13 protein-coding genes, 1 pseudogene and 1 riboswitch are annotated in these 14,299 nt (G+C 69.2%); of the genes and pseudogenes, 11 read left to right on the top strand and 3 right to left on the bottom strand.

Going from position 1 to position 14,299, the window contains the following annotated elements; translation table 11 throughout:
- The first annotated feature begins 541 nt into the window (after nucleotides 1-541).
- The 11 genes and pseudogenes from rpmH to ACQP00_RS52550 all read left to right on the top strand — a co-directional run bounded on the left by rpmH (nucleotide 542) and on the right by ACQP00_RS52550 (nucleotide 11,237).
- A complete protein-coding gene (gene rpmH / locus ACQP00_RS52600; protein ID WP_033360019.1) occupies nucleotides 542-679 on the top strand; it encodes a 50S ribosomal protein L34 in 138 nt (45 codons plus the stop codon).
- A gap of 35 nt (nucleotides 680-714) precedes the next feature.
- Nucleotides 715-1,128, top strand: a complete 414-nt coding sequence (gene rnpA / locus ACQP00_RS52595; RefSeq protein ID WP_433212475.1) for a ribonuclease P protein component — start codon at nucleotides 715-717, stop codon at nucleotides 1,126-1,128.
- Nucleotides 1,125-1,396, top strand: a pseudogene (gene yidD / locus ACQP00_RS52590) (membrane protein insertion efficiency factor YidD). Before rnpA ends, yidD begins: the two are co-directional and overlap by 4 nt.
- A gap of 11 nt (nucleotides 1,397-1,407) precedes the next feature.
- Entirely contained in the window at nucleotides 1,408-2,469 is a 1,062-nt protein-coding gene (gene yidC / locus ACQP00_RS52585; RefSeq protein WP_433224344.1) for a membrane protein insertase YidC, read from the top strand.
- Nucleotides 2,470-2,582: 113 nt separating this feature from the next.
- Nucleotides 2,583-3,347, top strand: a complete 765-nt coding sequence (locus tag ACQP00_RS52580) for a protein jag (RefSeq protein ID WP_433212472.1) — start codon at nucleotides 2,583-2,585, stop codon at nucleotides 3,345-3,347.
- A gap of 283 nt (nucleotides 3,348-3,630) precedes the next feature.
- A riboswitch (ZMP/ZTP riboswitch) is annotated at nucleotides 3,631-3,712 on the top strand.
- Between the two features lie 16 nt (nucleotides 3,713-3,728).
- Nucleotides 3,729-4,607, top strand: coding sequence for a bifunctional 5,10-methylenetetrahydrofolate dehydrogenase/5,10-methenyltetrahydrofolate cyclohydrolase (locus ACQP00_RS52575; RefSeq protein WP_433212469.1), 879 nt, complete (start codon nucleotides 3,729-3,731; stop codon nucleotides 4,605-4,607).
- A 225-nt stretch (nucleotides 4,608-4,832) separates the two neighbouring features.
- A complete protein-coding gene (rsmG, locus tag ACQP00_RS52570) occupies nucleotides 4,833-5,516 on the top strand; it encodes a 16S rRNA (guanine(527)-N(7))-methyltransferase RsmG (protein WP_433212466.1) in 684 nt (227 codons plus the stop codon).
- 525 nt (nucleotides 5,517-6,041) lie between these two features.
- The gene (locus ACQP00_RS52565) at nucleotides 6,042-7,373 is read left to right on the top strand and encodes an AAA family ATPase (RefSeq protein WP_433224342.1); all 1,332 of its coding nucleotides are present in this window, start codon (nucleotides 6,042-6,044) and stop codon (nucleotides 7,371-7,373) included.
- Complete coding sequence (locus ACQP00_RS52560; RefSeq protein ID WP_433212463.1) at nucleotides 7,370-8,428, top strand: ParB/RepB/Spo0J family partition protein; 1,059 nt, start codon at nucleotides 7,370-7,372, stop codon at nucleotides 8,426-8,428. The genes ACQP00_RS52565 and ACQP00_RS52560 overlap by 4 nt, the downstream gene beginning before the upstream one ends.
- A gap of 680 nt (nucleotides 8,429-9,108) precedes the next feature.
- Nucleotides 9,109-9,852: a hypothetical protein gene (locus ACQP00_RS52555; protein WP_433212460.1), complete on the top strand. Its 744-nt coding sequence runs from the start codon at nucleotides 9,109-9,111 to the stop codon at nucleotides 9,850-9,852.
- 704 nt (nucleotides 9,853-10,556) lie between these two features.
- Nucleotides 10,557-11,237, top strand: coding sequence for a GNAT family N-acetyltransferase (locus tag ACQP00_RS52550; RefSeq protein WP_433081870.1), 681 nt, complete (start codon nucleotides 10,557-10,559; stop codon nucleotides 11,235-11,237).
- 208 nt (nucleotides 11,238-11,445) lie between these two features.
- On the opposite strand, the gene ACQP00_RS52545 is transcribed toward ACQP00_RS52550, so the two are convergent.
- The 3 genes from ACQP00_RS52545 to trxB all read right to left on the bottom strand — a co-directional run bounded on the left by ACQP00_RS52545 (nucleotide 11,446) and on the right by trxB (nucleotide 14,271).
- Nucleotides 11,446-12,621 carry an N-acetylmuramoyl-L-alanine amidase gene (locus ACQP00_RS52545; protein WP_433212457.1) on the bottom strand — a complete coding sequence of 392 codons (1,176 nt, stop codon included), beginning with the start codon at nucleotides 12,619-12,621 and terminating at the stop codon, nucleotides 11,446-11,448.
- 354 nt (nucleotides 12,622-12,975) lie between these two features.
- A complete protein-coding gene (gene trxA, locus ACQP00_RS52540) occupies nucleotides 12,976-13,311 on the bottom strand; it encodes a thioredoxin (protein ID WP_433054159.1) in 336 nt (111 codons plus the stop codon).
- 33 nt (nucleotides 13,312-13,344) lie between these two features.
- The gene (gene trxB / locus ACQP00_RS52535; RefSeq protein WP_433054156.1) at nucleotides 13,345-14,271 is read right to left on the bottom strand and encodes a thioredoxin-disulfide reductase; all 927 of its coding nucleotides are present in this window, start codon (nucleotides 14,269-14,271) and stop codon (nucleotides 13,345-13,347) included.
- Nucleotides 14,272-14,299 lie beyond the last annotated feature (28 nt).

The following is a 14,299-nucleotide window of genomic DNA, read 5'->3' as shown; positions in this document are numbered from 1 at the left end:
TCGCGCACCCCCATCGTGTTTCGCGGCCCCCACCGCGAGTGGACGGTGCCCGGAATCTTTCCGCCGTCCCGGGCCACCATTGTCCACAGGTTTTCCACAACCTGTGTACCAACGAGTCATGTCCCGTGGACGGATCGTCCTGATTCCCCCTCGTCCCGTGCTGACCGTGCGGTGATCAGCGCGTACGCAGAGGTCATGCAGGCCGGGCGGGTGTCTTACCCCCTTGCAGAACACCCGTTGTGAGCAGGAAAGTCCAGTTGTGCACCGTCGCCGGCGGTCGCGGTGTCCACCGGCAACCGGGCACGTTAACAGCGTTGTCCACAACCACTCAACCGTTGTCCACAACGAACCTGTGGATTTCGGCTCTCATCAGGGCTTTTGTTGTTCACACCCGGCCTCGGTGTGTGATCGTTGACGGTGCGTGAGGCGGCGCGTACCCTGTTTCGGTTGGAGCACCGTTCCCTGGTAAACTCCAATCACTGATCGACATCCCCGTGGGCGCTCCATCGCGTCCCGCCAGTCACGAAGACGGAGCCCCGACGTGAGCAAGCGCACCTTCCAGCCGAACAACCGCCGGCGCGCGAAGACCCACGGCTTCCGGCTGCGCATGCGCACCCGCGCCGGCCGTGCGATCCTCTCCGCGCGCCGCGCCAAGGGGCGCGACCGCCTCTCGGCCTGAGCCGTCGACTTCGACCGCGTCCTCCGGGAGGCAGCGTGCTGGCGGCCGCTCAGCGACTGCGGCGGCGGGATGACTTCGCCGCCACCATTCGCAACGGCCGCCGCGCCGGCCGGGGAGCCGTGGTCGTGCACTTCTTGAACCCCGGGCCCCCGCGGCCCGGGGTTTCCGGTGTTTCGGATCCTTCTGACTTGTCTGATTCTTCTGCCGCTGTTGCTCGCGCCGGCTTCGTGGTCTCCAAGGCGGTGGGCAACGCCGTTGTGCGCAACACCGTGAAGCGGCGGCTGCGGCACCTGGTCCGTTCGCGCCTGGCCGACCTGCCGCCCGGCTCCGTGATCGTCGTGCGGGCGCTGCCCGAGGCGGCCGCCCGGCCGTACGACGAGCTGCAGCACGACCTCGACTCGGCGCTGGAAGCCGCGCGCCGACCGAAGAACCGAGGTGTCCGTCGATGAACGCCGGAGCCCGGATCGTGGCAGCTCCCATCGTCGCGTACCGTCGTTGGATAAGCCCGGCGTTGCCGGCGCGTTGTCGGTTCTACCCGTCGTGCAGCGCTTATGCCCTGGAGGCGGTCGGCACGCACGGCGTGGTCAAGGGACTCGGTCTCGCGATCTGGCGGCTGCTGCGCTGCCACCCATTCCACCCCGGTGGGTACGACCCGGTGCCTCCGCGCCGGGGACACTCGCCCGAGCCCGAGTCGACGTGACTGGAGCGGTGTCGTGATTAGCAAGCTCATGGCCGGGATCTACTGGCTGATCTCGAAGGTGATGCTGTTCTGGCACACCGTGTGGGATTCGATCCTGCCCGCCAACCGGGTGCTGAGCACCAACTGGCAGTGGGTGCTGGCGATCGTCTTCCTGGTGATCACCGTACGCATCGTGCTCTTCCCGATCTTCGTCAAGCAGATCAAGTCGCAGCGCGCGATGCAGGCGATCCAGCCGAAGATGAAGGAGCTGCAGGAGAAGCACAAGGGCGACCGGGAGACCCTCCAGAAGGAGGTCATGGAGCTCTACCGGCAGGAGAAGGTCAACCCGCTCATGGGCTGCCTGCCGATGTTCCTGCAGATCCCGGTGTTCATCGGCCTCCTGCACGTGCTGCGCCACCTCCGCCCGGGCCAGTCCGAGCACCAGCAGACGCTGTACGGCTGGACGGTCGGCGAGTTCGAGAGCGCCGTCGACGCCCGCCTGTTCGACGCCCCGATCGTCGCCAAGTTCAGCAGCAGCGCGGCCGACCTGCTGAAGATCGACGCCAGCTCGACCGCGGTCAAGATCGTGGCCGCCATCCTGGTCGCCCTGATGATCACGACGACCTACCTGACGCAGCGTCAGATGATCAAGAAGACGGGCTGGAACACCGACCCGCAGCAGCGCATGATCCAGAAGTTCATGCTCTACGGCATCCCGTTCTTCACCCTGACCTCCGGCTGGTACTTCCCGATCGGTGTCATCATCTACTGGGTCACGAACAACGCCATCACGTTGGGCCAGCAGTACTGGGTGCTGCACAAGTACCCGCCGCCGGCGAGCGCGTCGACCAACACGACGCCGTTCAAGGGCGGCGCCGCCAAGGCCACCGACGCCAAGCAGCCCAGCGGGTTCGCCGCGCTGTTCAGCAAGGCGCGCGACGAGGCCGCGGCCCAGCGGGCCAACGGCAAGGGTGCGCCCGCGAAGGCGACCGGCGCGAAGGCCAACGGCACCGCTCCGCAGGCGGCCGCCGGCCCGTCCCGCGCCCCGAAGCCCGGCGCCAAGCCGATCAACCCGAAGAAGGGTGGCGCCGCGAAGCGGCAGTCGGGTTGATGCGACCCCGCCGGGCCCACCCCTCCAGCGGCCCGGCGCGTGGCGCTCCCTGAACCGAACCCACCCCTCACCGACGACCTGTGACGGCGCCTCGGCGCCCCAAACAAGCGGAGATGAGTTTCGTGACCGACACCACCAGTGATCTCGGCGCCGAGGATCTGGAGAAGCAGCCCACTGCTGTGCAGGAAGACGCCGACACCGATGCCGAGCGCGAGGACGACGGCGAGGACGAGGGCGACGACGAGGCCGACGAGGGCGACGAGGCCGACGAGGCCGACGAGGAGGGCGACGAGGCTGACGAGGAGGGCGACGAGGCCGACGATGACGAGGGCGACGAGGAGTCGTCGGAGTCGTCGGAGTCGGAGACCGCTGCGGCCGGCGGTGGCTCGAGCCGCTCGAGTGCGGACCTGTTCCGCGAGAGCGAGATCGCGGCCGACTACATGGAGGGCCTGCTCGACATCCTCGACTACGACGGCGACATCGACGAGCTGGTCGTGAGCGGCCGCCCGGTGGTGGAGGTCGTCGAGGGCGGGGACGGCTCGGGCAAGCGGCTGCAGGCGCTCGTCGGCCAGCGCGGGGCGACGCTCGAGGCGCTGCAGGAGCTCAGCCGGCTGGCCGTGTTCCGGCAGACCGGTTCGCCGAGCCGGCTGCTGCTGGACGTGGGCGGCTACCGGGCGCTGCGGCGCAAGGAGCTCGGCGCGATCGCCAAGAACGCGGCGGAGAAGGTGAAGGAGTACGGCGAGGCTGTGCGACTGGAGCCGATGAGCGCGTTCGAGCGCAAGTGCGTGCATGACGTCATCAACGCGCTGCCTGGCGTGGAGAGCGAGTCGGAGGGCGTGGAGCCTTCGCGCCGGATCGTGGTTCGGCCGGCTGCCTGACGCTTGGTTGTTCTTTGTTGTGTACCGCCCCGGCCTCTTGGTCGGGGCGGTTTCTTTTCGTCCGGGGCTCGAGGTCTCGGCCGGACGGTTCTCGTGCTCGGGCTCGGGGCTTCTTTTTTGTGTTCGGGCTCGGGGCTTCTTGTGTTCGGGCTCGGGGTCTCGGCCGGGCGGTTCTTGTGCTCGGGCTCGGGGCTTCTTGTGTTCGGGCTCGGGTCTCGGCGGGCCGTTCTTGTGGTCCGGGGCTCGGGGCTTCGGCGGGGCGGTTCTTGTGGTCGGGCATACTTGTTGGCGAGCGACTGGCGGCATGGAGGATGGGCAACCATCGGGAAGCCTCGTCGTGGGAGTCGACCGCCTGGGCTTCCACGCGCGACGAGGAGCCGTATGTCCAACACTCCCCTGGTTGCCCAGGCCCGTCTCCTGCCGGGCGCGCCGGTGGCCGAGTCGATCCTCGCGGACGTGGCCGAGCGGGCCGCGGCGCTCACCGCCCGGGGCATTACGCCGTCGCTGGCGACCATTCTGGTGGGCGATGACGATGCCAGTGTCGGCTACATCCGTATCAAGCAGCGCCAGGCCGCCGAGCTCGGGTTCGCCTCGCCCCACCGGCACCTCCCGGCCGACGCGACCCAGGACGACCTGCACGCGGCGATCGACGGCTTCAACGCCGACCCGGACGTGCATGCGCTGCTGATCCAGTACCCGACGCCGAAGCACCTCGACTACGACGCCGCCCTCATGCGGGTCGACCCGGACAAGGACGTCGACGGCATGCACCCGCTGAACCTGGGCCGCCTGGCCGCTGGGATTCCGGGGCCGCTGCCGTGCACCCCGGCGGGGATCGAGGCGCTGCTGGCCCACTACGAGATTCCGGTGAGCGGTCGCGAGGTCGTCATCCTGGGTCGCGGGGCGACGCTCGGGCGGCCGCTGGCGATGCTGCTGGCCCAGAAGCGGCCCACGGCGAATGCGGCGGTGACCGTGGTGCACACGGGGGTGGCGGATTGGCCGCGGTACACCCAGCGGGCCGACATCCTCATCGCCGCCGCTGGAGTGCCGGGGATCATCCAGCCCGAGCATGTGAAGCCGGGGGCGGTTGTGGTTGGTGGGGGCGTCCGCTACGAGGGGCGCCGGCTCCTGCCCGACGTGGATGAGTCCTGTGAATCGGTCGCGGGGGCGATCACCCCGCGCGTGGGTGGCGTGGGGCCGACGACTGTGGCCATGCTGTTCCGCAACGCGATCTCGGCGGCGGAGCGCCGTTTCACGTGAAACTCGTTCCCGGGGGATCTTCGCGTGCGTTTATGTGGGGTCTCCCTCAGGGACCGCTGCGCGGCGGCGATCCGCTGGGCGTTCCACGTGAAGCTCTCTCCTGGGGGGATCGCCGCGAGGCGGCCGCCCCGTGCGTTTCACGTGAAACGCCCTCTCGGGGGACCGTCGGTCGGCGGCGGTCCCTCCATGCGTTTCACGTGAAACGCGCATGGTTTGCTTAGAGGCATGGACGGTGCAGTGCCCAGCGAAATCCTCCCCGCTGCCGAGAAGGTCTTCGGCGATCGGCTCCCCACGGCGATTCGGTTCGCCGAGTTGCTCGTCACCGATGGGGTGGTGCGGGGACTCATCGGCCCGCGGGAGGCACCGCGGATCTGGGAACGGCATCTGTTGAACTGCGCCGTGGTCGCGGATCTCATTCCGTCGGGTGCCTCGGTGGTCGACGTCGGGTCTGGGGCCGGTCTGCCCGGTATGGTGCTGGCAGTGGCTCGTCCCGACCTTGCCGTCACCCTGGTCGAGCCGCTCGCACGACGTACCGCATTCCTTTCCGAGGCGGTGACGGCGCTCGGCCTCGAGCGGACCACCGTGGTTCGCGCCCGGGCCGAGGAGTGCGTCGGGAAGGTCCCGCTCGCCGATGTCGTCACCGCCCGGGCCGTTGCTCCGCTCGACAAGCTCGCCGGCTGGTGTCTCCCCCTCACCGCCGTCGGTGGCCATCTGCTCGCGATGAAGGGCGCCTCCGCGGCGGCCGAGGTCGCCGAGCACGCGGAGGTACTCACACGGCTGGGTGCGGGCACCGCGTCGGTGCGCACGTGCGGGGACGCCGTTCTCGCCGAGCCCACCACCGTCGTCGACGTCGTGCGCGAGCGGGAAGTCGCGCGCCCACGCAAGGCCGGGGGGCGCCGCGGCCGGTGACCCGGGGGCGGAACCGCGACCCCTGGGCGAGGGGAACGCGGAGGACTCATGGGGGACGGCAGGGCGGTCGGCATCGGATGGCCGATGTCGCCGATACAGCGCCTGGGCGGGCTGCTCCGGCGAGTTGACGGATTTCTGGTGTATTGGCGGCCGAGTTGGGGTGAGAAGACCAACGACGCGCCGGTGAGTCATGGCTCCACCCGGCGAAGCGCCGTAGGCTGGCCCCGCGCCACTCTTCTGTCCGACGGAACGGAACCCGAGGAAACCGGAACGGTACCCGACGCAGCCGGCCTGGTGGGAACGGAACCGGACGACGAGCGCCCTGCGGGGCCGTTGTCGCCCGGAGCCGGTACCGCCGAGACGACTCCCGAGGCGACCAACTCCGGCCCGCGGAATTCCGCGAACGGCGACCCCTCCATCGACGCGCGCGACGAGCAGCAGAACGTCGCCCGGGCCGCGGAGCCGAAGCCGGCGGACGAGGCGGCCGAGGGTGCACACCTTTCCGAGCGGGACGGGACTGACATGGTGCGCGATAGCGGTGATGGTCCGGGGTACGTCGATGCAGACGGTCATGTTTCACGTGAAACGGGGATAGAGGGTTGGGGTGTACGGCCCAGTGGCCGGCCCGTCCCGCAGCCACGATCAGAGAACGGCGAGCCGCGAATCGGGGACCCGGCGCGACCCGTAGAACCCGTGCGGTTCGAGGCCCCGTCCTCGCCGCCGCCCTCCCCCGCTGCCCCGACGCCCAATTCCCCGGAGCCGACACGCGGAGGCAGGGTGGAGTTTCACGGCACCGGGCCAAGCGACCGCAGTGCAACCGGTACTCTGTACGGCCGGGGAGTGACGCCGACAGTTGACGCTTCTCCGGCCGAGGTGCGGCCCGAACGACGGAACCCACCATCCCCCCGGCCTCACCCGACCGTCGTCACCGCGGATTCCGAGGGCGCCATGACTGACGCGTATGTTTCACGTGAAACCGAAGACCCCCCGCTCGCACAGGAGGCAAAGCGCGCCGTGGAGATTCTCAACCCGAGTGGGGAGATCACCATGCCCCGCCCACCACGGCGTCGCACGATGTGCGTCGCGAACCAGAAGGGCGGCGTCGGGAAGACGACCACCGCGGTGAACATCGCCGTCGCCCTGGCGCTGCACGGCAACCGGGTGCTCGTGATCGATCTCGACCCCCAGGGCAACGCCTCGACCGGACTCAACGTCCCGCACCACTCCGGTGTGCCCGACGTGTACGACTGCCTGATCGACGGCGCCCCGCTCGACGCGGTGACCCAGCAGGTCGAGGGAATCCCGAACCTGTGGGCGGTCCCGGCGACCATCGACCTCGCCGGCGCGGAGATCGAGCTCGTCTCGGTCGTCGCGCGCGAGTCGCGCCTCAAGCGCGCGATCGAGGCCGGTGGGAGCGACTACGACTACATCTTCATCGACTGCCCGCCGTCGCTCGGGCTCCTCACGGTCAACGCGCTCGTCGCCGCCGAGGAGGTGCTGATCCCGATCCAGTGCGAGTACTACGCGCTGGAGGGTGTGCAGGCCCTCACCAACAACATCGAGCTCGTGCGGTCGCACCTGAACCCGCACCTCGACATCTCGACCGTGCTCCTGACGATGTACGACCGGCGCACGCGCCTGGCCGACCTCGTCGAGCAGGACGTGCGGAACCACTTCGGCGAGAAGTGCCTGAACGCGGTGATCCCCCGCAACGTGCGGGTGTCGGAGGCGCCGAGCTACAGCCAGTCGGTCATGACGTACGACCCGGGTTCCCGGGGTGCGGTGAGCTATTTCGAGGCAGCGCAGGAGATCGCGCTCCGCGGCGCGCAGGGCGCCCAGGTGGGAGGGGTCGCATGAAGTCCAACCGACGTGGAGGTCTCGGGCGGGGGCTCGGCGCCCTCATCCCAACCGCCGCCGCGCCGGCCGAGGGTACGACCGGCACGGCGACCGCGCTGGCCACTCCCCCCGTCGCGGCAAACGGTGCGGCGAACGGTGCGGCGAGCGAGGCCGCGGCGGCGGTACCGGCGGCGGCTCCTCTTGCGGATGACGCTTTGGCTCCGGTGCCGGGCGCGCGCTTCGCCGAAATCCCGGTGGGCGCGATCATCCCCAACCCGAAGCAGCCGCGGCAGGTCTTCGACGAGGAGGCCATCGAGGAGCTGAAGACCTCGATCTCGGAGGTCGGCTTCCTCCAGCCCATCGTCGTGCGCGAACTGCGTGAGCCGTCCGAGTCGGGCGAGAAGCAGTACGAGCTGGTGATGGGCGAGCGCCGCTGGCGGGCCGCCCAGGCGCTGGACAAGGAGGCCATCCCGGCGATCGTCCGCGAGACGCGCGACGACGCGATGCTGCGGGACGCGCTGCTGGAGAACATCCACCGGGCGAACCTGAACCCGCTGGAGGAGGCGGCCGCGTACCAGCAGCTGCTCGAGGAGTTCGGCGCGACCCACGAGGAGCTGGCGCGGCGGATCGGTCGATCGCGCCCGCAAATCTCGAACACCATCCGCCTCCTGAACCTCCCGGCCCCGGTGCAGCGCCGCGTCGCCGCGGGCGTTCTGTCGGCGGGCCACGCGCGGGCGCTGCTCGGGCTCGACGACTCGAACGAGCAGGAGTCGTTGGCGACTCGGATCGTCGCGGAGGGGCTGTCGGTGCGGGCGACCGAGGAGCTGGTACAGCTTGCGGCTTCGGAGGCCCCGAAGAAGTCCGCCCCCGCCCAGCGCCGGGCGAAGCCGCACGCGCCGGCCTTGTCCGACCTGGCCGACCGGCTCTCGGACCGCTTCGACACGCGCGTGAAGGTCGACATCGGGCGGCGCAAGGGGCGCATCACCATCGAGTTCGCCACGGTCGACGACTTGGAGCGGATCGTGGGCATCATTGGGGTACCGGACGAGCAGTCGGCTTCTCAGCGCGAGCAGTAGCCCGCTTCAGTTCGTCGAAGAGGCCGATCCCACTGCGGGGTCGGCCTCTTGCGTTTTATGTTTCCCGTGAAACGTCACTCGGCCTCGGCCTCGGCCTCGGCTCCGGCGCGGTCCGGCGCGCGGCCCGGCTCGTTCCAGACGGGGCGGTGGGCGGCCCATCTCCGGCACCGCGCTCCACTCGACTCTCCTGCACCCGCGCTCCACTCGACTCTCGTGCACCCGCGCTCCACTCGACGGACGCCGGCGTCCGATGGCTGTCACCGATCCCGCCGGGTGGCGGCTCTGGTCGATGTCACTCGCCGTCTGGGGTCGTCGCGGCGGCGTTCGCTCGATGGCACCGTGCCCGTTCGCGGTCTTGAGGTGGCGCGCGGCGATGATGGCGTGCTTTGGTGGCCGTGCGGTCAATTGGTGGTCGGCGAGGGTCAAAAGGGCCGTTTGGAACGTCGCGGGCCCGAAAATCCGGCGGATGGAATCTTGAGAGAACGGTTCTGGGCGAATCTTGTCCACAGGGGTTATCCACAGGCTCACGCGTTTCACGTGAAACCAAGTGCTCGCAGGACGCCTGGCCTGTGGATGGACCCGGTCAAGTCAGGTGAGTGGACGACTGCCTGCCTGTGGATAACTCGGTGTACGTCCACAGGGTGCGGACAGCGGGGGCGGCGTCGGCTAGGGTCGGCTTCGTGCCTGAGTCGCCGCAGCTTCCCGCCTTTACCTACTGGCCTACGTTTCCGTTCGAGGGCGACATCCGTGTCAAGCGCCTTCTGGAGCCGGTTCCGATTGAGCCGCCCCGGCATGGGGACAACCCTGCCGAGTGCCGGGCGTGTGCTGCGCCCGACGAGGCGTACATCTGGGTCAGTGATCGCTGGCGGGTTCGGGCCCTTGATCGGCCGACCGGGCTGCCGGCCGTTTTGATCCTGGAGTCCCGGTCGCATCTGGACCTTGGGGATCTGCCGAACATGTTGGCGGCTGAGCTCGGGGTGATGACCGTACGGCTGGAGCGGGCGATCCGGTCGCTCGACGGGGTGGCTCGGGTTCACGTGAATCGCTGGGGGGACGGGGCGGCGCATCTGCACGTTTGGTTCCTCGCCCGGCCGTATGGGCGGCTTCAGCTTCAGGGGACCTTCCTTGCGCTGTGGGACGACATTCTGCCGCCGATCTCCGAGGAGAGCTGGCGGGAGAATTTGGCGCTCGTTGCCGCCTGGCTCGCCGAGTTCGGTGGGCGTCCGTTGGCCGAACCGCCTCGGATCAACTGGACCTCGCCCACCAGCCTCGCCGAGCGGGAGGCGCAGGCCCAGCCGGAGGATGCGCTCGAGCCGGCAGCGGCCGCTGAGGAGAATGACGACGTTGTAGTTCCCGAGCCGGCCGAGGGCAATGGCGATGCGCCGGATGAACCCGCCGGTGGTCAGAAGCCAGCCACCGCCTGACTCGCCCTTCCGGTCGTCGTCGCAGCCAGAATCGCACCGCACCGGCCCGCACCGCACCGCACGCACCGCATGCACCGCACCGCACGCACCGCATGCACCGCACCGCACGCACCGCATGCACCGCACCGCCGTGCCGCCGCGTCACCGTTGTGCCGCGTCACCGTCGTGCCGTCGAGCGTTCGTGCTGTCGTGCCGTGGGGCGTTCGTGCGGTCGGGCGTTCGTGCGGTCGGGCGGTCGGGCGTTCGTGCGGTCGCGCTGGCGTCGGGGCGTCATCGGGTCGAGCCGTCGGCGTCGGGCGGTCGCCGTCGCGTAGTTGCCATTGACCCGTTGCCGTCGCCGCTGGAGTGCCGTTTCGAACGCCGGACCAATGTCGGCTTCGGCTTGGACGAGAGCTTGCATCGCGTACCGGCGGCGTTTCACGGGAAACCATCCAAGTGCCGCCGCCCGCAAGCTATGCGCGTGGGCGGCGCGAGAGGAACTGTAGCCATGTCGCACCGTGGGTGGAGGCTATCGGCACGGAGCGTTGATCGGGCAGGGTGCCGACCGGGTTCGTCTTTTCTGTCACCCGGATAGCGGACGCAGGGATGAGGTGCGGTCGTCCTGTAGGGAGCAGGATGAGGAACTGTGTTCGGATGGGTCCCGCAGAGTGTGACAAATGCGTACCATCATGACGAGCTAATCCCGGTGCGGTGGAGATGGGCCAATGTCGCGACGTCTCGTCAGTTTGACGCTGGACACCCTCGAGGATCTTCCTCGTTCGTGCCGTGATTGCGTGTTCTGGGAGCTCGATCCCGTCGCCGCCGACCGGGCCTGTGCCAACGGCGATCCGGGGCTGGAGAAGGAAGCCTGGGTCTCGCAGACACTGCTGGAGTGGGGCTCCTGCGGCAAGCTGGTGTACGTCGACGGCATGCCGGCCGGGTTCGTGATGTTCGCGCCGCCGGCTTATGTGCCTCGCAGCATGGCGTTTCCGACTTCGCCGGTTTCTCCTGATGCGGTACTGCTGATGACGGCCCACGTCGTCCAGCCGTTCGCCGACGGCGGGCTCGGGCGCATGCTCGTCCAGGGCGTCGCCCGCGATCTCACCAAGCGGGGTGTGAAGGCGATCGAGGCGTTCGGCGACGCGAAGTTCGGCGAGGTCGACGAGGCCGGGCGCAACGAGCGCGGGTGCCTGGCGCCGGCGGACTTCTTCCTGTCGATCGGCTTCAAGACCGTACGGCCGCATCCGAGATATCCGCGGCTCCGGCTCGAGCTCCGGACCGCCCTGTCGTGGAAGTCGGACGTCGAGTACGCCCTGGAGAAGCTGCTCGGATCGATGAGTCCGGAATCGCTGCTTCGTCCGGTTCTTCCGGTTCGTCCGGCTACGCGGGAAATGACCTCCGGCTGAAAGCGCGACGGCCCAACCGCTGCCAAAGCCAAAGCCAAAGCCAGCAAGCCAGAGCTCAGAAGCCAAAGCTCAGAAGCCAAAGCTCAGAAGCCTGAGCCGAGAAGCCTGAGCCGAGAAGCCTGAGCCGAGAAGCCAAGAGCCAGAGTCAAGAGCCCGAAGCCGAGTGCGAGAGACCAAGCGCCAGAAAGCAGAGAGCCGAAGAAAGCGCTCAGGCCGAAGGCGCGGTGCCGGTCAAGGCACGCAGCAAGCTGACGTCAATCGACCCCGTCGGAACGTCCGCCTCAACGGGGAGATACATCCGCTGCACAGCCGCCATGATGGCCTCCACCACCCGGTCGCGGAACGCCGGATCGATGAGCTGCCGCCGATCCCCGGGCGAAGTCAGGTACCCCACGTCAACCCGCACAGCCGGCATCTTGGTGAGCCGCAACAGCTCCCAGGTCTTCGCGTGCACATGGCAGTCCCGCAGCCCGGTACGCACGACGATCTCCCGCTGGACGAGCCCCGCCAGCCGCTCCCCCACCACCGAGGTAGGCCCGGACACCGAGCCGTAGTGATAGGTGGCCACGCCATCGGCGAGCGGCGTCGAGTGCCCGTCGAGGTGGATCGAGATGAGCAGGTCCGCGCCGAGCTCGTTGGCCAGCTGAACCCGGTCACGGTCACTCAGAGCCCCCGCCGGCTGCGGACCCCTGGTCAAGTTCACCCGCATCCCCGCAGCCGCCAGACGGCCCTCCAGACGGGCCGCAAGGTCATACACGAGGTCCGCCTCCACCCACCGCAGCGGCCCATCGGGCACCACGTGGCCGGAGTCGGGGCCGCCGTGGCCCGGGTCGATCACGATGCGCTTGCCGAGCAGGGTCGGGCCGGACTCGCGGAAGGCTTCGGCCTCGCGCAGGAGCTGCGGGCGGCCGCCGATCACCTTGCGGCCGAGGCGGCGCAGGGCACCGAGGGTGGCCGGGCCGCACTCGCCGTCGGGGCGCAGGCCGACCTCGCGCTGGAACTGGGCCACGGCGTGCGCGGTACGGCTGCCGTAGATCCCGTCGGCGCGACCCGGGTTGTAGCCCATCTCGAGCAGCCGCTCCTGCAGCTGCCGGACGTCGTCGCCGACGTAGGGGTCACCGACGGTGTGGAAGAGCGCGCGCTGGCCGAGCCGCCAGCGGGCCGCGTCCAGGGCCCGCCAGGTCTCGTCGCCGACCTCGCCGTCGACCGTCAGGCCGCGGCTCTGCTGGAAGGCGCGCACGGCCCGCTCGACGTCCGCGTCGTACTCGGGGTCGTGCCGGGTCGGATCCGATGGCAGGAGGTCGTCCAGCAACTCCAGCACGACCAGAATGCCGCGGATCTCGGCAACCGCCGCTCCCCGCGCCCCGCGCCGGATCGCCCGCATATGGCCCTCCTGAGTTGCCAGTACCCCGCGTCGGAATCGTACGTGCCCACCTGAGCGCGCCGTTATGGGGCGATTTACCCATCCGGTACCGCATCCGCGAGGCAGCGTACTCCCACCACCCCATGAGCGCGTCCCGGAACGGCCGCGACGCGTCCGGGAACGGCCGCACCACGTCCGAGAACGGCCGCGACGCGTCCGGGAACGGCCGCACCACGTCCGGGAACGACCGCAACGCGACGCGGAACGACCGCAACGCGACGCGGAACGGCCGCGACGCGACGCGAGAAGCGTGCGCGGACAAAAGTGGCCCCGGTCCCCGCGAACGACGGAGACCGGGGCCACCAAAGAGAACGATCAGGCCGGGTCGAGCGCCGATTCGATCAGGCGGACCAGCGCGCTCTTCGGGTTAGCGCCGACGACCGACCGGAACTGCTCGCCGTCCTTGAAGACGGTCAGCGTCGGCACCGACAGGACCTGGTAGGCCCGCGCGGTCTCGGGGTTGCTGTCGATGTCGACCTTCACGATCTTGACCTTGTCGGCGAGCTCACCGGCGGCGATCTCGTTCAGCATGGTCTCGATCTTGCGGCACGGCTGGCACCACTCGGCCCAGAAGTCCACCAGGACCGGAATGTCGGATTTGAGGACCTCGACATCAAAAGTCTTGTCGCTGACGGCCTGGATGGCTCCCATGCGCTCTCCTTCTCCTATGCTTTTCTTGTACTTCTAGAGGCCCGCGATGTACCGCTCGGCGTCGAGCGCCGCGGCGCAGCCCGTCCCCGAAGCGGTGATGGCCTGACGGTAGGTGTGGTCGACGACGTCGCCGGCGGCGAACACGCCCTCGATGTTGGTGCGGGTGCTCGGGGCGTCCACCTTCACGTAGCCCTCGTCATCCAGCTCGACCTGACCGCGGAAGAGCTCGCTGCGCGGGTCGTGGCCGATCGCGACGAACACGCCGGCCACCGGCAGGTCCTGCGCGGTGCCGTCGGCGGTGTTCTGGACGCGCACCGCGCTGACGCGGCCGCCGCCGTCCAGGACCTCGGTCACCACGCTGTTCCACAGGACGTCGATCTTCTCGTTGGCCAGCGCCCGCTCGGCCATGATCTTGCTGGCGCGGAACGAGTCGCGGCGGTGGATGATCGTGACCTTGGTGGCGAAGCGGGTGAGGAAGGTCGCCTCCTCCATCGCCGAGTCACCGCCGCCCACGACGACGATGTTCTCGTTGCGGAAGAAGAAGCCGTCACAGGTGGCACAGGACGACACGCCGCGGCCGAGCAGCTCCTGCTCGCCGGGCACGCCCAGGGGCCGCCAGGCGGAGCCGGTGGCCAGGATCACGGCCTTGCCCTGGTATTCCGTCTCGCCCACCCAGACGCTCTTCACCGGGCCCTCGAGGGCCACGCGGGTCGCGTCGTCGGTGATGAACTCGGCCCCGAACCGCTCGGCCTGCTTGCGCATGTTGTCCATGAGCTCGGGGCCGTTGATCCCGTCCGGGAAGCCGGGGAAGTTCTCGACCTCGGTGGTCGTGACGAGTGCGCCGCCGGACGTGACACCTTCGATCACCAGCGGCTTGAGGTTGGCGCGGGCGGCATAGACGGCAGCCGTGTAACCGGCGGGACCGGACCCCACGATGATCAGGTTGCGGACCTCGTCCACGGTCGACTCCTCGAATTCAGCCTGTGCC

The sequence above is a fragment of the Dactylosporangium sp. CS-047395 genome, from assembly GCF_050942185.1.
In the GTDB taxonomy this organism is placed as follows: Bacteria; Actinomycetota; Actinomycetes; order Mycobacteriales; family Micromonosporaceae; genus Dactylosporangium.
Note: the sequence above shows the minus strand (reverse complement) of the source record. Positions and strands in the feature narration are given on the sequence as shown.

What these genes read in the sequence shown, in the direction of transcription:
- yidC (WP_433224344.1), top strand. Translation starts at nt 1,408, where the DNA reads ATGGCCGGGATCTACTGGCTGATCTCGAAGGTGATGCTGTTCTGGCAC.
- ACQP00_RS52580 (WP_433212472.1), top strand. Translation starts at nt 2,583, where the DNA reads ATGAGTTTCGTGACCGACACCACCAGTGATCTCGGCGCCGAGGATCTG.
- ACQP00_RS52575 (WP_433212469.1), top strand. Translation starts at nt 3,729, where the DNA reads ATGTCCAACACTCCCCTGGTTGCCCAGGCCCGTCTCCTGCCGGGCGCG.
- rsmG (WP_433212466.1), top strand. Translation starts at nt 4,833, where the DNA reads ATGGACGGTGCAGTGCCCAGCGAAATCCTCCCCGCTGCCGAGAAGGTC.
- ACQP00_RS52560 (WP_433212463.1), top strand. Translation starts at nt 7,370, where the DNA reads ATGAAGTCCAACCGACGTGGAGGTCTCGGGCGGGGGCTCGGCGCCCTC.
- ACQP00_RS52550 (WP_433081870.1), top strand. Translation starts at nt 10,557, where the DNA reads ATGTCGCGACGTCTCGTCAGTTTGACGCTGGACACCCTCGAGGATCTT.
- ACQP00_RS52545 (WP_433212457.1), bottom strand. Translation starts at nt 12,621, where the DNA reads ATGCGGGCGATCCGGCGCGGGGCGCGGGGAGCGGCGGTTGCCGAGATC.
- trxA (WP_433054159.1), bottom strand. Translation starts at nt 13,311, where the DNA reads ATGGGAGCCATCCAGGCCGTCAGCGACAAGACTTTTGATGTCGAGGTC.